Here is a 15,047-nt window from a genome sequence, read left to right as displayed (position 1 = left end):
CTAGAGGCCCTCCTGCTCGCTGCTCATGCGGGCGAAGCCGGAGAACCTGGTGAGCACGAAGGCCAGCCCCAGCCCGGCCACCACGAGGATCACGGCCAGCACGCTGGCCCCGCCCATGTCGTTGGCCGAGAACCCGGTGAGGTACATGTCGAGCGGCAGCAGCCGCGTGGAGGTGCCCGGACCACCGCCGGTGAGCACGAACACCACGTCGAAGTAGGTCAGCGAGCCGGTCAGCATCAGCGTCGAGGACGTGACGATCGTGTAGCGCAACTGCGGCAGCGTGATGTGGCGGAACTGCGCCAGCATTCCCGCGCCGTCGATCGTGGCCGCCTCGTAGAGCGACGTCGGGATCTGCCGCACGCCGGCCTGGTACAGCAGCGTGTGGAACGGCACGAACTGCCAGGCGATCACGAAGATCACCACGTACAGCACGAGGTCGGGGTCACCGAGCCAGTCCTGCGCGAGGAACCCGAGACCGGGGGCACCACCGATCCCGAAGTTCGGGTCGAGGATCGCCTTGAACGCGATGGCCACGGCGGCCGAGGAGAGCAGCAGCGGCACGAAGTACAGCACCGCCAGCACCGCGCGGTAGCGCTGGGTACCCGCGGTGAAGACGCCGAGCAGGAGGCTGATCGGCGTCTGCACCAGCCAGGACACCACCATGATCTTCACGGTCAGCAGCAGGGCCTGGCCGGTCACGGGGTCGGTGAGCACGCCTGCCCAGTTGCTCCAGCCCGCCCAGCCCAGCTCGCCGAGCCCGTCCCAGTCGGCGAAGCTCAGCACCACGGCACCGGCGAGCGGGACGAGCGCGAAGACGACGAAGAACACGAGTGCCGGCAGGGCCAGCAGCCCGTTGGCACCCGTGCGGCGCGGCCGGGGAGCCGGCGCCGGGACACGCGCCGCGGCCGGGACCGGAGCGGACGCAGTCGAGACCGTCACGACCGTCAGCTCCCGACGGTCGCGTTCATCGCGGCGGAGAACTGCTCCGGAGTGATCTGGCCGAGGAAGATCTGCTGCAGGTTCGTCAGCAGCGCGTCACCCTGCGCCGGGCTCAGCGCCTGGTCCAGGGATAGCTGGAAGTTCGGGGCCTTGGCCGTGACGTCGTAGACGGTCCGGAAGTAGTCGGGGTCGCTCGACGTCGCGATGGCGTCGTCGATCCCGGCCACCGGAGGCACGTTGCCGACGGTGAGCAGATCCCTCACGTACTTGTCGTTCAGCAGGTTGTTCTTGATGTAGTCGCGGGCCACCTGCTTCTCCTGCGGGGTGGCTGCCGCGGAGATCGACCAGTAGTTGGACGGGTTGCCCACTACGTCGGCCGGGTCGCCCTTCCCGCCCTCCACGGCCGGGAACGGGAAGTAGCCGAGCTTGCGGTCCGCGACGAACGTCGGGTCGCCCGTCTTGATCGTCTGGTAGGTGGCGGGCAGCCCGAGCGTCATCGCCGCCTTGCCCGTGTAGAGCAGTGCGACGTCGGCGCCGCTGTCGGTGGAGATCGAGGCGAAGCCCTTGATGAACCCGCCCTTGTTCACGAGGTCCTGGATCATCCGGTTCGCCTCGAGCACCGCGTGGTCGGACCAGCCGTCGTGCTTGTTCGCCACGATCCCGTCGAGCACGCCGGGGCCGCCGAGGCGGTCGACGAGATAGGCGAACCACGGCAGGAGCGGCCACTTCGGCTGGCCCGCTACGGCGAACGGTGAGATGCCGGCGGCCTGGAACCGCGGCACCAGTGCCATCAGCTCACCCCACGTGGACGGGGGCTGTGCGCCGATCTTCGCGAACAGATCCTTGTTGTAATAGATCATCACGGGCTTCACGCCGTTGTTGGGCACGGCGTAGGTCTTGCCGTCGATCTGGCCCACCGCGGCCACCGACGGCAGGAAGCGGTCCTTCATGGCGGGGTCGGCGGCGAGGTCCGAGAGATCGTCGACGGCCCTGGCCTCGACGTAGGAGCGCAGCACTCCGCCGCCCCAGTTGTAGATCAGGGTCGGCGCGTCCGCGGCCCCGACGGCCGTGCGGATCTTCTGCTTGTACGGGTCGTTCGCGAACGACTGGATGGCGAACGTCTGGTCGGGATGGTCGACGTTCCACGAGTCGAAGGAGTCGTCGAACGCCTTGTCGGTGACACCGCTGATGATCCACGCCGATGCGCTGCCCTCGCCGCCGGCCTGTGGTCCGGCGGTCCCACAGGCTGCCGCGCCGACGAGTGCCGCGGCGAGTCCCAGCGCCGCGAGCGCCCGTCGCGCTCTGCCTGATGCCTTCACAACTGTCCGCCTCTCTGGCCCTGGTCATGGCGGTGGCCCGGGGCACGTCGGTGAGCGCGGCACCGACGTCAGGCGACTGGCACCGGTGCCCTGTCGAGCTTCCGCTTCACGGAATCTCAAGGTCTCTCGCAGCCCTGAGGACTGGAACTGGAGGGATCTTGCAGTCCTCCGGCGGGCGTGTCAATCGTTATCGATAACGTTTTCGAAGACGATAGAGTCTCCGATCGTGAGCACCAGCCGCGTGACCATCCGGGACGTTGCTGCCATGGCAGGTGTGTCCGTGGCAACCGTCTCGAAGGTCCTCAACGACCGCTACGGCGTCGCGACGAGCACCATCGAGCGCGTCCGTTCGGTGATCTCGGAGCTCGGGTACGAGTCGAGCCTGGTGGCGCGCAGCCTGCGCAACCACCGCACGAACGTCATCGGCGTGCTGGTGTGGGACATCGAGCCCTACAGCGCCGAGGTGCTCAAGGGGGTGGCACGAGCCATCAAGAGCACCGGCTACGAGCTGGTGGTGTACTCCGCAGGCGGCAAGGGCGTCGAACGCATGGGCTGGGAGCACCGTTATCTGTCCCGGCTCTCCGGCACGCTGATCGACGGCGCGGTCATGGTCACGCCCACCGTGCAGACCGCCCCGTTCGCCGGGCCCGTGGTCGCCGTCGACCCGCATACGGGCGCGGAAGACGTGCCGACCGTGGCGTCCGACAACTTCCGCGGCGCGCAACTGGCCGTCGAGCACCTGCTGGAGCTCGGCCACCGGCGCATCGGGCTGCTGAGCAGGCCGCCCCGCGACCTGGAATCCGGCCCGCAGCGCGAAGAGGGCTACCGCAGCGCCTTGCGGGCCGCAGGCATCACGCCCGACCCCGACCTGGTGCGGGCGGGCGGGTACGACGACTCGGATCTGAAGGAAGCCGCGCTGCAACTGCTGACGGTGCCCGACCGCCCCACGGCGATCTTCGCCGCCAACGACGTCTCCGCCATCATGACGATGGAGGTCGCCCTGTCGATGGGCCTGCGGGTGCCCGATGACCTGTCCGTCATCGGGTTCGACAACGTTCCCGAGAGCGCGATGACCCGGCCCGGGCTCACGACGATCGAGCAGCCGCTCCAGCTGATGGGCCAGCGGTCGATCGAGATGCTCGTGGAGCTTCTGGCCGGCAGCGAACCGGCCGAGACGCACGTGCGCCTACCGACCCGGCTGGTGGTCCGAGGCTCCTGCACCACTCCATGATCGCCGTGAGATCCGGCTTTCTGCCCTCGGAAGGGCGATCAACCGGATCTCACGGCGATCTTGCGGGACGGGACGCGGGTTCGGTCAGCGCCAGACCGTGACGCTGCGCCGCACCGGGCGCGCGCCCTCGTCGCTCACGAACAGTTCGGGCGAGCGGTCCCGGACCCGCTCGATGTCGTCGAAGACCGCCCGCAGGTGCCCCCGCAGCGCCGCCTCGGCCGCCGCAAGGTCACCCGCGGCGAGCGCGTCGACCACGGCAGTGTGCTGAGCGACCAGAACCGCAATGGGGCTGACCGTGCGGAGCCCGAGCCTGCGAGCCCGGTCGAGGTGGGCCTTGGCCGACTCGACCACGCGCCACGCCCCCGCGTGCCCGCCGACGGCGAGCAGCAGATGGTGGAACTCCTCGTCGAGCCGGAAGAACTCCTCCACGTCGTCATCGAGCTCGCGCTGGCGGGCGAGCACCTCCCGGAGCGCGGCGAGTGCCTCGTCGTCGAGACGGTCGACGGCATCACGCAGCGACGCGACCTCGATCGCCTCCCGGACGAACTGCGCGTCGGCGACGAGCCGCATGTCCAGGCGGGAGACGAACGAGCCGAGCTGTGGGAAGACCTGCACGAGGTCCTCGTCGGCGAGCAGGATCAGGCTCTCCCGCACCGGGGTGCGCGACACCGACAGCTCCGCGGCGAGCTCGTTCTCCGACAGCGGCGCGCCGGGTGGCAGCTCGCCACTGATGATCCGCCGCCGGAGCTGCTCGTGCACCACCGCGCGCGCCGACCGGCCCACGCCTGCCCCCTGTCTCACGGCGACACCGTAGCGGGTTGCCCGCGAAGTATGGCAGTGCTTGTATGGCAGTGCCCCCAGCACTGCTCCCAGGAGTGTCGATGCCGACCGAGCTCGCTCCCGCCCCCGAAACGGGAACCACTGCCGGGAGATCCCGGCAGTGCTGAGACGCACCGTCACAGCCTCGGTGATCGGCACGATCGCCGAGTACTACGACTTCTTCATCTACGGCACCGCATCGGCGCTGGTGTTCAACACGGTCTTCTTCCCCCAGGTCGACCCGCTGGTCGGCACGCTCGCGGCGTTCTCCACCTACGCCGTCGGGTTCGTCGCCCGCCCGTTGGGCGCGATCTTCTGGGGATGGCTCGGCGACCGCGTCGGACGCAAACGCACCCTGGTCTTCACGCTCCTGCTCACCGGGATCGGCACGTTCGCGGTGGGCCTGATGCCCACGTACGACGACATCGGCATCTGGGCCGCGGTCGTCCTCGTGGTCGTGCGGCTCCTGCAGGGCTTCGGCGTCGGCGGCGAGCAGGGCGGAGCTGTGCTTCTCACCGCGGAGGCCTCGCCACCGGAACGCCGCGGATTCGTCACCAGCTTCGTGCAGCTCGGCTCCCCCGCCGCCTACCTCGTCCCGACGGCGCTGTTCGCCGTGCTCGAAGCCCAGCTCACCGAGGAGCAGTTCCTGTCATGGGGCTGGCGCGTTCCGTTCCTGCTCAGCGCCGTGGTGGTGGTGATCGGGCTCTACATCCGGCTGCGAGTGCCGGAGTCGGCGGCGTTCCGCGCGGTCAAGGAGCGGCGGCCCGCGAAATCCCCGCTCGCCACGCTCGTCAGCGAGAACCGCGCCGAGGTGGTGGGCGGCACCCTGGCGAAGTTCGTGGAGGCGGCGATCTTCCCCTTCTACACGATCTTCCTGGTCACCTACGCCGCGAGCCAGGGCGTCCGGTCGGGGATCGTGCTCGACGCGGTGATCATCGCGATCCTGGCCGAGCTGATCCTGATCCCGGTCATCGGCAGGCTCACCGACCGTGTGGGCAGACGCCCGGTCTTCCTCGGCGCCGCCGCGCTCAACCTCGTGCTGGTGGTGCCCGCGTTCCTCGCCGTCCGCACAGGTGACGTCGTCCTCATCACACTGCTTCTCATCGCGGGACTCGCGCTCGGGCACGGCGGCACGTACGCACCGCAGGCGTCCTACTTCCCGGAGCTGTTCCCGTCCTCCGCGCGCTACAGCGGCGTCTCGATCGTCTGGCAGTTCGGCGCGATGATCGCAAGCGGGCCGTTCACGGTGGTGGCGACGGCACTCCTGGTGGCCGGGCACGGCGCCTTCATCGGGCCCGCCGTCTACGTCGCCGCGCTGGTGCTCGTCAGCATCCTCGCCCTTCTACGAATGCCCGAGACCGCACCCGGACGGCTCGAGGGCCGCGAGTACGCCGACTGGACCGCCGGCCGGACGAACGTCAGGTACCTGCACAAGGAGAGGACATGACCACGATCACCGAAGCCCGCGTGATTGTCACCTCACCGGGCCGCAACTACGTCACGCTCAAGATCACCACGTCCGACGGCGTGGTCGGCTGGGGCGACGCCACCCTCAACGGCCGCGAGCTCGCCGTGGCCGCCTACCTGACCGACCACGTGTGCCCGCTGCTCGTCGGCCGCGACCCCGCACGCATCGAGGACACCTGGCAGCTGCTCTACCGAGGTGCCTACTGGCGCCGCGGCCCCGTGACGATGACGGCGATCGCCGCGGTGGACATGGCGCTGTGGGACATCAAGGGGAAGGTGGCCGGGCTACCGGTCTACCAACTGCTCGGTGGCGCAGCACGCAACGGCGTGCTGGTGTACTGCCACGCCAGCGGTTCGGACGTCGCCGCCCTGCTCGACGACGTGGCGCGCCACCTCGACCAGGGCTACCTCGCGGTGCGGGCGCAGGCGGCGGTGCCCGGGCTGGAGGGGACCTACGGCGTCCCCGCCCCCGACGGGAAGCTCTACGAACCCGCATCGGCGGCGCTGCCTGCGGAGCACCTCTGGGACACCGGGCCCTACCTGCGGTTCGCTCCGGAGATGCTCGGCGCGGTCCGGGAACGCTTCGGCTTCGGCTTCCACCTGCTGCACGACGTGCACCACCGGCTCTCGCCGATCGAGGCGGGCCGGCTCGGCCACGACCTCGAGCCGCACCGCCTCTTCTGGCTCGAGGACCCCACCCCGGCAGAGGACCAGTCGGCGTTCCGCGTGATCCGGCAGCACACCACCACCCCGCTGGCCGTCGGCGAGGTGTTCAACTCCATCTGGGACTGCCAGCAGCTGATCACCGAGCGGCTGATCGACTACATCCGTACCTCCGTCACCCATGCCGGCGGCATCACACACCTGCGCCAGATCTTCTCCCTCGCCGACCTCTACGGGGTGCGCACCGGTTCCCACGGGCCGGGCGACCTGTCACCGGTGGCGATGGCCGCGGCACTGCACGTCGACATGTCGGTGCCGAACTTCGGGATCCAGGAGTACATGGGCCACCGCGACCCGGCAGGCGAGGTGTTCCGCACCACCTACACCTTCGCCGAGGGCTACATGCATCCCGGGGATGCGCCCGGCCTCGGTGTCGACGTGGACGAGGATGCGGCCGTGCATTTCCCCTATGACCCCAGACAGCTGCCGGTGAACCGGCGCCTCGACGGATCGGTGCACGACTGGTGAACGCCTACGACGTGATCGCACTGGGTGAGCCGCTCATCGAGGTCGCCACCGGCGAGCCGTTCGCGCACGGCGTCCCGGCGACCCTCGGCGTCTCCGGTGACGTGGTGAACGCGGCCGCAGCGGCGGCAGCGGCCGGCGCCAGGGTGGCGATCATCGCCCGGGTCGCCACCGGCGAGCTCGGCGACGCCGTCGTCGCCCACATCCGCGAGCTCGGCATCGACGACGCGCTGGTGCAGAGGGTGCGCGGCCAGCAAGGCGTCTACCTGCTACACAGCGACCCGTCCGGGCAGCGGCAGTTCAGCTACGCCCGCGCCGGTTCGGTCGGATCCACCCTCTCCCCCGCCGATCTCGACGCCGACACACTCGCGGCGGCTGGTGCCGTGCTCGCGAGCGGTATCACCACCGCCCTCTCGCCGTCGGCCCACGACACCGTGCTCGCAGCGGCGAGACTGACCTCCCGGTTCGTCTACGACCCCAACTTCCGCCCCCGGCTCACCACCTCCGCGGCCGCCGCGGCCGCTCTGACCGAGGTCGCCCCGCTCGCGTCGCTGCTCACGCCGTCGGCGCCCGCCGAGACCGGCGCCCTGCTCGGCACGGGCGACCCCACCGAGGCGATCGTCAGGCTGCGCGAGCTCGGCGCCGGAGCGGTCGCGGTGACGTGCGGCGACCGCGGTGTCCACGTCTCGTGCGGCACCCGCCCGGACCGCTTCCAGCCGGCCGTGCCTGCTCCTGCGGTGATCGACCAGACCGGTGCCGGCGACGTGTTCGCCGGCACCGTCACCGCCCGCCTCGCCCTCGGCGACTCGCTCGACGACGCGGTGCGGCTGGGCGCCGCCGCTGCGTCGCTCGCCGTCGGCGGGCAGGGTGGCACCGGGTTCATCGCGGGCCTGCAGGAGGTACGCACCCACGCCGGAGCGGCATGAGCCGCCCGTGGCCGCCGACCCGGAGGAGGTAGGCGCATGTCGACAACCGCTACCGACCTGATGGCGTTGAGCCGGGTGATCCCGGTCGTCGTCCTCGACGACGCCGACGACGCCGTGCCGCTCGCGCGCGCACTCCTCGCGGGAGGCGTCCCGATCATGGAGCTCACCCTGCGCACCCCCGTGGCGCTCGAGGCGATCGCCCGCGTGACCGAGCAGGTGCCCGACATGCTCGTGGGAGCAGGCACGATCACCAGACCCGAGCAGGCCACGATGGCCGTCACGGCAGGCGCCCGGTTCCTGGTCTCCCCCGGTTCGCCGGAGCCCCTGGTCACCGCGATGCTCGCCGAGCGGGTGCCGGTGCTGCCCGGGGTGGCCACGGCGACCGAGGCACTGGCCCTGCTCCGCCACGGCATCACCGAGATGAAGTTCTTCCCGGCCGGCCCCGCCGGCGGTCCGAGCTATCTCGAGGCGCTCGCCGGGCCGCTGCCCGGCGTCACCTTCTGCCCCACGGGCGGGGTGAACCACGGCAACGCCGCCGACTACCTCGCCCTGCCCAACGTCGCATGCGTCGGGGGCAGTTGGTTGACCCCGCCCACCCTGGTCAAGGGCGGGTACTGGGACGAGATCTCGCGCCTCTGCTTCGGCACCTGGTCCGAGGAAGCGCAGGACTGAGATCACACGGGTGATCAGCCATCCTGTGATCGTGGCAAGCAACGAGGCAGACACGATGACGAACGCTCAGGTGCAGCTGGTGACGGCCGGCGCACTGGAGACGATGGTGCGCGACATCTTCGTCGCGGCGGGTTGCGACGACGAGGAGGGCGGACACATCGCCCACGAGCTCGTCGGCGCCAACCTGACCGGGCACGACAGCCACGGCGTGGTGCGCGTGCCGATCTACATCGACTGGATGCGCGCGGGATACGTCCTTCCCGGACGCAACGCGCAGATGGTCACCGACGGCGGCGCGTTCGTGGTGCTCGACGGGCAGCTCGGCTTCGGGCAGACCGTCGCGACACAGGCCGTGGCGCTGGGGATCGAGCGGGCACAGGCACAGGGAACGTGCATCGTGGCGCTGCGGAGCGCCGGGCACATCGGGCGCGTCGGCGCCTACGCGGAGACCGCGATCGGCGCCGGACTCATCTCGATCCACTTCGTCAACGTCGCCGGATCGCCGCTGGTGGCTCCGTTCGGAGCGGTCGAGCGCCGCTTCTCCACGGCTCCGTTCGCGATCGGGCTACCGCTCCCCGAACGTCCGGTGGTGCTGGACTTCGCCACCTCGCTCGTGGCCGAGGGCAAGGTCCAGGTGGCCTCCTACGGCGGCAGGCCGCTGCCCCCGGACGCCCTCGTCGGCCCCGACGGCCGGCGCTCCGGAGACCCGCACGTCCTCTACGGCGAGTACGCGAGCACCGACCTGCGCAGGCCGAGCGGGGGCACCGGTGCGATCCGGGCCTTCGGCGAGCACAAGGGATCCGGCCTCGCCCTCATGTGCGAGCTCCTCGCGGGCGCCCTGACCGGGGGCGGATGCGCCGGGCCGCTCGAGGGCGAACGCCGCGGCATCGCCAACGGCATGCTCTCCGTCTACCTCTCCCCCGCGCACTTCGGCACGCAGGCCGAGTTCGAGCGGATCGGACGGGAGTACCTGGACTGGGTGCTCGCGGCCCGGCCGATCGACGAGGAAGCGCCTGTTCTCGCTCCGGGTGAGCCAGAGGCGCGGACGCGTGCGGCACGCCTCGCCGACGGCGTGCCGTTGCCCGTCGCAACGTGGGACGCGCTCCAGCGGACGGCGACACAGCTCGGCGTAGCGACCTGACCATTCCCGTCCGCGAGAGCCGGTCGGTCCGGGCAATCATCGGCAGCAACATCCGAAAAAGGATGCTCCGCATATCTCGGACCGACGTCCGGGTTAAACAGCGACCGACCATTCCTGTACTCCGGATCATCCTTACCGCCGACCGGCATCGTCAGGCCATTGGATACGCATGAGCGGGCTGATGAACATGGTGCTCCATCCGAGTGGCGACGGCAGGAATCGTGATCCACCGGAAGCGTGGGAACGTGCCTCGGGTGGGATCACCGCATGGTGCTCCAACCGAAGTAAAGGGGATTTACCATGGCTGAGTACCGGCACCACGACGACGACATCCACAACCACAACCGGAGCCGCAGCAGCGCCCGCAGCAAAGCCAGCAACAAGAACAAGATCATCAACAGGATCGTGATCGTCCCGCCGCGAAGCCGCCACCGCCGCTCCTGGTAACCGGCGCACGGCGGCCCCGCCCCTCCGGGCGGGGCCGCTGCCGGCGCCTGCCGCGCGAGATGCGGATCGGCGACCGGTCGTCTCACCAGAATTCCGTAGTAGAGACAGGCGCGCGTACCGCACTGCCGCGCATATCCATGCCTGCGATGCTCATCCACAGCACAACACGGGAACGTTTTGGCATGGATTGCGGAATAGGCAACCGACCTCTCGCACGATCGTCCTTGCCCACCGGAGCGGATGCAGTCTTCCACCCGCCCATTCATCGGTGAGCGCTTTTCCCCGAGTTGCAGCACACCACTCTCCCCGAGCGACCGCCCCCATCGCCGCCACGTACAGCCGCCGTCACGACACCCCCGCGGCCTCCCCGACGGCGCACGCTCGGCATCCCCCGGCCCACCAGGTCCGACTCGACTCGGCCGCAGCCCGGCGGTCGTTCGGTCCCCGCCGGCCCAGGTCCAGCCCGCCTACCCACGGGCACCGGGCCGGCCACGACCTCCCTCGCACACCGCGCAAAGGTTCCCGGCGAACCAGGCCCTCACATATCCCGATAGATCACTCAGCATTCGTCGATCGGCCGGTTCCCCGCCATTTCGCACGGCAGCGGGCGCCCGGCGTCGAAGACCGCGAAACACACGAAACCGCCGAATAAAAAACTCCTACTCCATTCGAGTGGCATCGGCGGAATCGCGATACACGCAGAAGTGCCGGCGCGATCTACCCGCTGGAACCGCCGTACGGGGTTCTCAGTGAAAGGAAGGGGTTTCACCATGGCCGTCTACCGGACCCAGGACCACAAGAACGACGACAGCAACGACGGCAACACGAGGGTCAGCCAGCATGGAGATCGGGACAAGAGCACCAGCCGGAGTCACAACCGGGTCACCAACATCAACATTCTGGGCCGCCTCGGCCGCCGCTGATCAGTAGCCGGTGCGCGGTGGTCCCACATGCCTGGGGCCACCGCGCCGCCACACAGATGATCCTGCGGTAGAACTCCCCCGACAGATTTCGCCGATCCGGAACACACCCGTCTCGCGGTGACGCCGTTTCTCGCCGAGCACTCCCACAACCGCCGGCACGATTTGTGCCGGCCCCGGCAGCGCAGGCGATTCACCCGCAACCGTCCCGTTTCCGGAACGGATCGTGGTAGGCGACATGCAGTCCGTACCCACGGGCACGAATCCGACAAGATCCACGCGAGATTCACCTGCCCGCCCCGCGAAGGGCGCACAGCCCGATCTCGCGACGATCTTCACGGCCCACCCGCCGGAACCGCGCGACCCGCGGACGGGAGCCGGGGCAACCCGCGGGTCACCGACCGCGGAACCAAGATCGCCGCACGGGAACCAGGCGCCCCGCGGGCAGGAGCGCGGCTGGCGGCTGGCGGCTGGCGAGGAGCAAGATCGCCGCGAGATCCGCCGATCCGCCCCGCAGAGGGCGCGCAGTCCGATCTCACGACGATCTTCGCAACGCACGCACGGGAGCCCGGCGACCCGCGGACGGGAGCCGGGGCAACCCGCGGGTCACCGACCACAGGAGCAAGATCGGCGCGAGATTCGCTTGTTCGCCCCGCCGAGGGCACACAGCCCGACCTCGCGGCGATCTTCGCAACGCGCGCACGGGAACCCGGCGACCCGCGGGCGGGAGCGAGGCGCTCCGCGGCTGGCGGGAGCAAGATCGCCGCGAGATCCGCCTATCCGCCCCGCCGAGGGCGCACAGCCCGATCTCACGGCGATCTTCACGGCCCACCCGCCGGTACCGCGCGACCCACGGCCGGGGGCCGGGGCAACCCGCGGGTCGCGGGTCGCGGGTCGCGGGAGCAAGATCGCCGCGAGATCCGCCTATCCGCCCCGCCGAGGGCGCACAGCCCGATCTCACGGCGATCTTCGCGACCCACCCACCGGAACCGCGCGACTCGCGGGCACAGGGGTTGTCTGTTCAGCCTGGCGCCCGCCCGACGAGGTGAGCCCCCGGCCAGAGGACGGTCGAACCGCTTCGAGGGACACACCCACACCCGGCGATCCCGACACGGAGACAGATGCATCCGAGACTCCAGCATCCCGGGGCAGGGACCTCTCCCCCACCGACAGTTGCCCCGATCAGCATCGCGGCCACCCCGCGGCGCGGTGCCGGCATCGATTGCTCCCGGCCTGAGCCAACGGGACGCCCTAGCTGGCCCTCCGGCACTCAGAAGCTGCTCGGACCGCGCGTCCGCCACCGGGAGCGACGCGGGGCTCGGCCGGTGCCCGCTACGGCAGCCCTGCGCCAGTGGCGTGCCTCAGTACGGCGCTCGCAGGCCTGCGGCGCCGGGATGGGCCCCGGCGGATCCACCACACCTACCCGGACATACCGAGCGACCCGTCGCCCGCGGCCTCGGACCGCGGCGGCACGTGGCGATCGCCGCGACGCCCGTCGAACTCGGCGGCGTGCGCAGCCTGCGTCCGGCGGGGAGATGGTTGCGATGCGTGACCCGGCGACGTGGCCGGGCAGACCTGGCGTCGGAGACAGGTGCCCCGGCGAACGGGGTGGCCCCTCCTATCCGCGCTGGTGCGTCGTGACCCAGGCCGGGACGAGCGGGTCGATCGGCGGTGCGACAGCGGGGGGCACGGACCGACGGGCCAGGGCCGGACGCACCCTCCGAGCGCGTGCGGTTCGTGCTCCTCCGAGCCTCACGACCAAAGAGGGGTGATCATCCGATTCGCCGGTACCAGACTATTTCCCGAACATGATGCCAATTTGCGTTTGACAGCAAGGAGACAGAAGCTTGGTGGTTCTTTTAATATTGCCAGCTCATATGGGATCCACAGCCAAGCCCAGCGGAAGCGCGCGTATTGTAAGCAGCCCAAACGCGCCCTATAGCTCCACTACTCCGTTTGGGTAGCGTTGGCCCGGAGTCGAAACAGGTCGAGCTTCAGGTACGTTCCATAGTTAGAACGCCACACGGTGTTCGACAGGGAAAGCTAAGGGGGAACAACGATGAAGGCATTCATCAGTCTCGCCAGCAAGCGTCGCCGCCACTGGCGCCCGCCGTGGTACGACAAGTACCACCGCCGCCACAACGGCTACTACTGGTGGGGTAACTGATCAACTGGGCTTGTGGCCCCGCCGGCTTCCGGCGGGGCCACCGCCTCGCTCACATGTGCTCCACCTGCAGATTCGCCGTTAGTCGTTGATCTGCTCCAGGAACGTTCGGTGCGCGTCGTGGCCATCGTCGGTGTTCGCATGGAACGTCCGGAATGCGAGAATCGGGCCACATCACCCATCAGCGGTTTGCACTACCGGAATAGGCTGCGCAACTCCTGCTCACGACCACGAGGCTCGGGTCGCTCACAGATGTCCTTCTACAGGTCGAACAGGCGCCGCGGTTTGCCGCTCAGCTGCCGCCGACCCGGATAAATCCGCCAGCCAGCGAGACGCAGCATTGATGGTCCGATCGGTCCCCAATGCCGGGATCTCGGCTCGTCGGCCGCCACTCGACATCGTGCTGGCACATCGTGCCCACGGCACAGCCTGATTTGTTTGCAGAACACAGGTTGTCGACGACACCCGCACGACAACTAATAGCTCGGGCAGCACCGGAAGCCGATCCGCTTCGACTGGGACTACCCGCCACAGGGTTCCAAACGTTCGCTCCCCTTGATGCAGCGCCACTGGAAACCCGTCCCGGGTGTGGAAGCCCACAGCTGCCAGTCGCTTTATCGGTGACCTCCGGCCCGACATGAAGACGTCGACGTCCCGTCCGGGCCGCGGAATGCCGCAGTGCCGGATGCAAAACCGCTCAAGGCCAGCCGATGAAGCGCCCGTTAACGACGCCGGCGCCGCCGCCACGCCGACAGCATGCACGCGACCGACCCGACTTCGGGCCTGACGCCGTGAGCACAGGCGGCAACTGCCGTAGAACAGAGTGCCGGAGAACCGGGATTGCTCCGTTCGAGCGTTTCCAGCCGAAATTCCGACCTGCACGGACTCCGGGCACGTGTAGATGCATGAGGGCCACACTGCATCTGACGGGCCGAACAGGAGGGAGCAGGAGGGTGACGGCACCCAGGTTCAGCGCCGCCGGCCCGGTCGGCAGGAGAATCCGAAGGAACTCCCAGCACGACGGCCTCTGCAACTGTGGCCACGATTGCTGGCATGCGACCGATGACGACGGAAAAGACGACCGGGCGACCAGGTGGTCACGCTGGGGTGCCGCCGTGACGCCGCGCAGCCCAGTACATGGGCTCTACCTGGGGATTTACGACGATCCGCCAGATCCTGTCCGGTCCGAGGTGACGTTCCTGGTGGAGACAGAGAACGGCGGCCTGCCGGACGCCGCGGTTCGTTCAACCGTAACAAGGTGGGCACCCCTCCGGCCGACAGCAGCTTCCCAGCCGCCTCGAGCACTCGCCCGCACGGAGCCGGAGGCATGTCTCGATGATGGCCGTACCTCCATTTATGCACACTGCCCGATTCTTCCGTGATTTCGGATTCCCTAGCACCCGACAGTCCGCCACGGTACGGGAATCTGAGCCGGGTGCCAGGTCGCCTGACGTACGGTCGGTGATGGTTGATCGACGCCACAGAGAATGCACGATCAGTGGCCCCGAACACACCGAGACCAATGCCAGGTAAAACAAGTTCTCGACCATCCCTTTAATGACCGAGTTCACACGACAACGACGTCGACAACCATCAAGGTCGCGTACGATATGCGACCCGCTAAAACCGAAAGAACTGCTACTCCATTCGGGTAATATCGGCCGAGACTGGGATCTACTCGGGCTGCACCTGGGTTCTACAGTTAGAACGCCACACGACGTTCTGAACTGACGCAGAAAGGAGCGCTTGCATGAGCGCCGGCAAGATCAGGTTCGTTTCGAGCATCTACCGCCACCGCGATCACGGCTACCACC

General features: G+C 69.0%; 11 protein-coding genes. 8 read left to right on the top strand and 3 right to left on the bottom strand.

From position 1 onward, the window contains the following. Positions 1–948, bottom strand: a complete 948-nt coding sequence (locus MMF94_RS06720) for a carbohydrate ABC transporter permease (protein WP_379660285.1) — start codon at positions 946–948, stop codon at positions 1–3. After that, positions 945–2,258: an extracellular solute-binding protein gene (locus tag MMF94_RS06715; RefSeq protein WP_241035404.1), complete on the bottom strand. Its 1,314-nt coding sequence runs from the start codon at positions 2,256–2,258 to the stop codon at positions 945–947. Before MMF94_RS06715 ends, MMF94_RS06720 begins: the two co-directional genes overlap by 4 nt. A gap of 226 nt (positions 2,259–2,484) precedes the next feature. On the opposite strand from MMF94_RS06715, the gene MMF94_RS06710 reads away from it, so the two are divergent. Next, positions 2,485–3,489 carry a LacI family DNA-binding transcriptional regulator gene (locus MMF94_RS06710; protein WP_241035403.1) on the top strand — a complete coding sequence of 335 codons (1,005 nt, stop codon included), beginning with the start codon at positions 2,485–2,487 and terminating at the stop codon, positions 3,487–3,489. 84 nt (positions 3,490–3,573) lie between these two features. Here MMF94_RS06710 and MMF94_RS06705 read toward each other — a convergent pair whose 3' ends face one another. Beyond that, positions 3,574–4,290, bottom strand: a complete 717-nt coding sequence (locus tag MMF94_RS06705; RefSeq protein WP_241035402.1) for a GntR family transcriptional regulator — start codon at positions 4,288–4,290, stop codon at positions 3,574–3,576. 139 nt (positions 4,291–4,429) lie between these two features. Here MMF94_RS06705 and MMF94_RS06700 point away from each other — a divergent pair, with 139 nt between their 5' ends. The 7 genes from MMF94_RS06700 to MMF94_RS06670 all read left to right on the top strand — a co-directional run bounded on the left by MMF94_RS06700 (position 4,430) and on the right by MMF94_RS06670 (position 11,072). Beyond that, the gene (locus tag MMF94_RS06700; protein ID WP_241035401.1) at positions 4,430–5,755 is read left to right on the top strand and encodes an MFS transporter; all 1,326 of its coding nucleotides are present in this window, start codon (positions 4,430–4,432) and stop codon (positions 5,753–5,755) included. Next, positions 5,752–6,966: a D-mannonate dehydratase ManD gene (manD, locus tag MMF94_RS06695; protein WP_241035400.1), complete on the top strand. Its 1,215-nt coding sequence runs from the start codon at positions 5,752–5,754 to the stop codon at positions 6,964–6,966. Before MMF94_RS06700 ends, manD begins: the two co-directional genes overlap by 4 nt. Beyond that, positions 6,963–7,889 carry a PfkB family carbohydrate kinase gene (locus MMF94_RS06690; RefSeq protein WP_241035399.1) on the top strand — a complete coding sequence of 309 codons (927 nt, stop codon included), beginning with the start codon at positions 6,963–6,965 and terminating at the stop codon, positions 7,887–7,889. Before manD ends, MMF94_RS06690 begins: the two co-directional genes overlap by 4 nt. A gap of 36 nt (positions 7,890–7,925) precedes the next feature. After that, positions 7,926–8,561, top strand: a complete 636-nt coding sequence (gene eda / locus MMF94_RS06685) for a bifunctional 4-hydroxy-2-oxoglutarate aldolase/2-dehydro-3-deoxy-phosphogluconate aldolase (protein WP_241035398.1) — start codon at positions 7,926–7,928, stop codon at positions 8,559–8,561. A gap of 31 nt (positions 8,562–8,592) precedes the next feature. After that, positions 8,593–9,702, top strand: coding sequence for a malate/lactate/ureidoglycolate dehydrogenase (locus tag MMF94_RS06680; RefSeq protein ID WP_241035397.1), 1,110 nt, complete (start codon positions 8,593–8,595; stop codon positions 9,700–9,702). A 300-nt stretch (positions 9,703–10,002) separates the two neighbouring features. Further along, a complete protein-coding gene (locus tag MMF94_RS06675) occupies positions 10,003–10,149 on the top strand; it encodes a hypothetical protein (RefSeq protein WP_241035396.1) in 147 nt (48 codons plus the stop codon). A gap of 770 nt (positions 10,150–10,919) precedes the next feature. Next, positions 10,920–11,072, top strand: a complete 153-nt coding sequence (locus tag MMF94_RS06670) for a hypothetical protein (RefSeq protein ID WP_241035395.1) — start codon at positions 10,920–10,922, stop codon at positions 11,070–11,072. The last annotated feature ends 3,975 nt before the right edge of the window (positions 11,073–15,047 follow it).

Source organism: Pseudonocardia alaniniphila (assembly GCF_022524485.1).
In the GTDB taxonomy this organism is placed as follows: domain Bacteria; phylum Actinomycetota; class Actinomycetes; order Mycobacteriales; family Pseudonocardiaceae; genus Pseudonocardia; species Pseudonocardia alaniniphila.
The sequence above is the reverse complement of the archived record's forward strand: the minus strand, read 5'-3'. Positions and strand labels throughout refer to the sequence as shown.

Coding starts and splice junctions, on each gene's coding strand:
- eda (WP_241035398.1), top strand. CDS start 7,926: ATGTCGACAACCGCTACCGACCTGATGGCGTTGAGCCGGGTGATCCCG.
- MMF94_RS06670 (WP_241035395.1), top strand. CDS start 10,920: ATGGCCGTCTACCGGACCCAGGACCACAAGAACGACGACAGCAACGAC.
- manD (WP_241035400.1), top strand. CDS start 5,752: ATGACCACGATCACCGAAGCCCGCGTGATTGTCACCTCACCGGGCCGC.
- MMF94_RS06675 (WP_241035396.1), top strand. CDS start 10,003: ATGGCTGAGTACCGGCACCACGACGACGACATCCACAACCACAACCGG.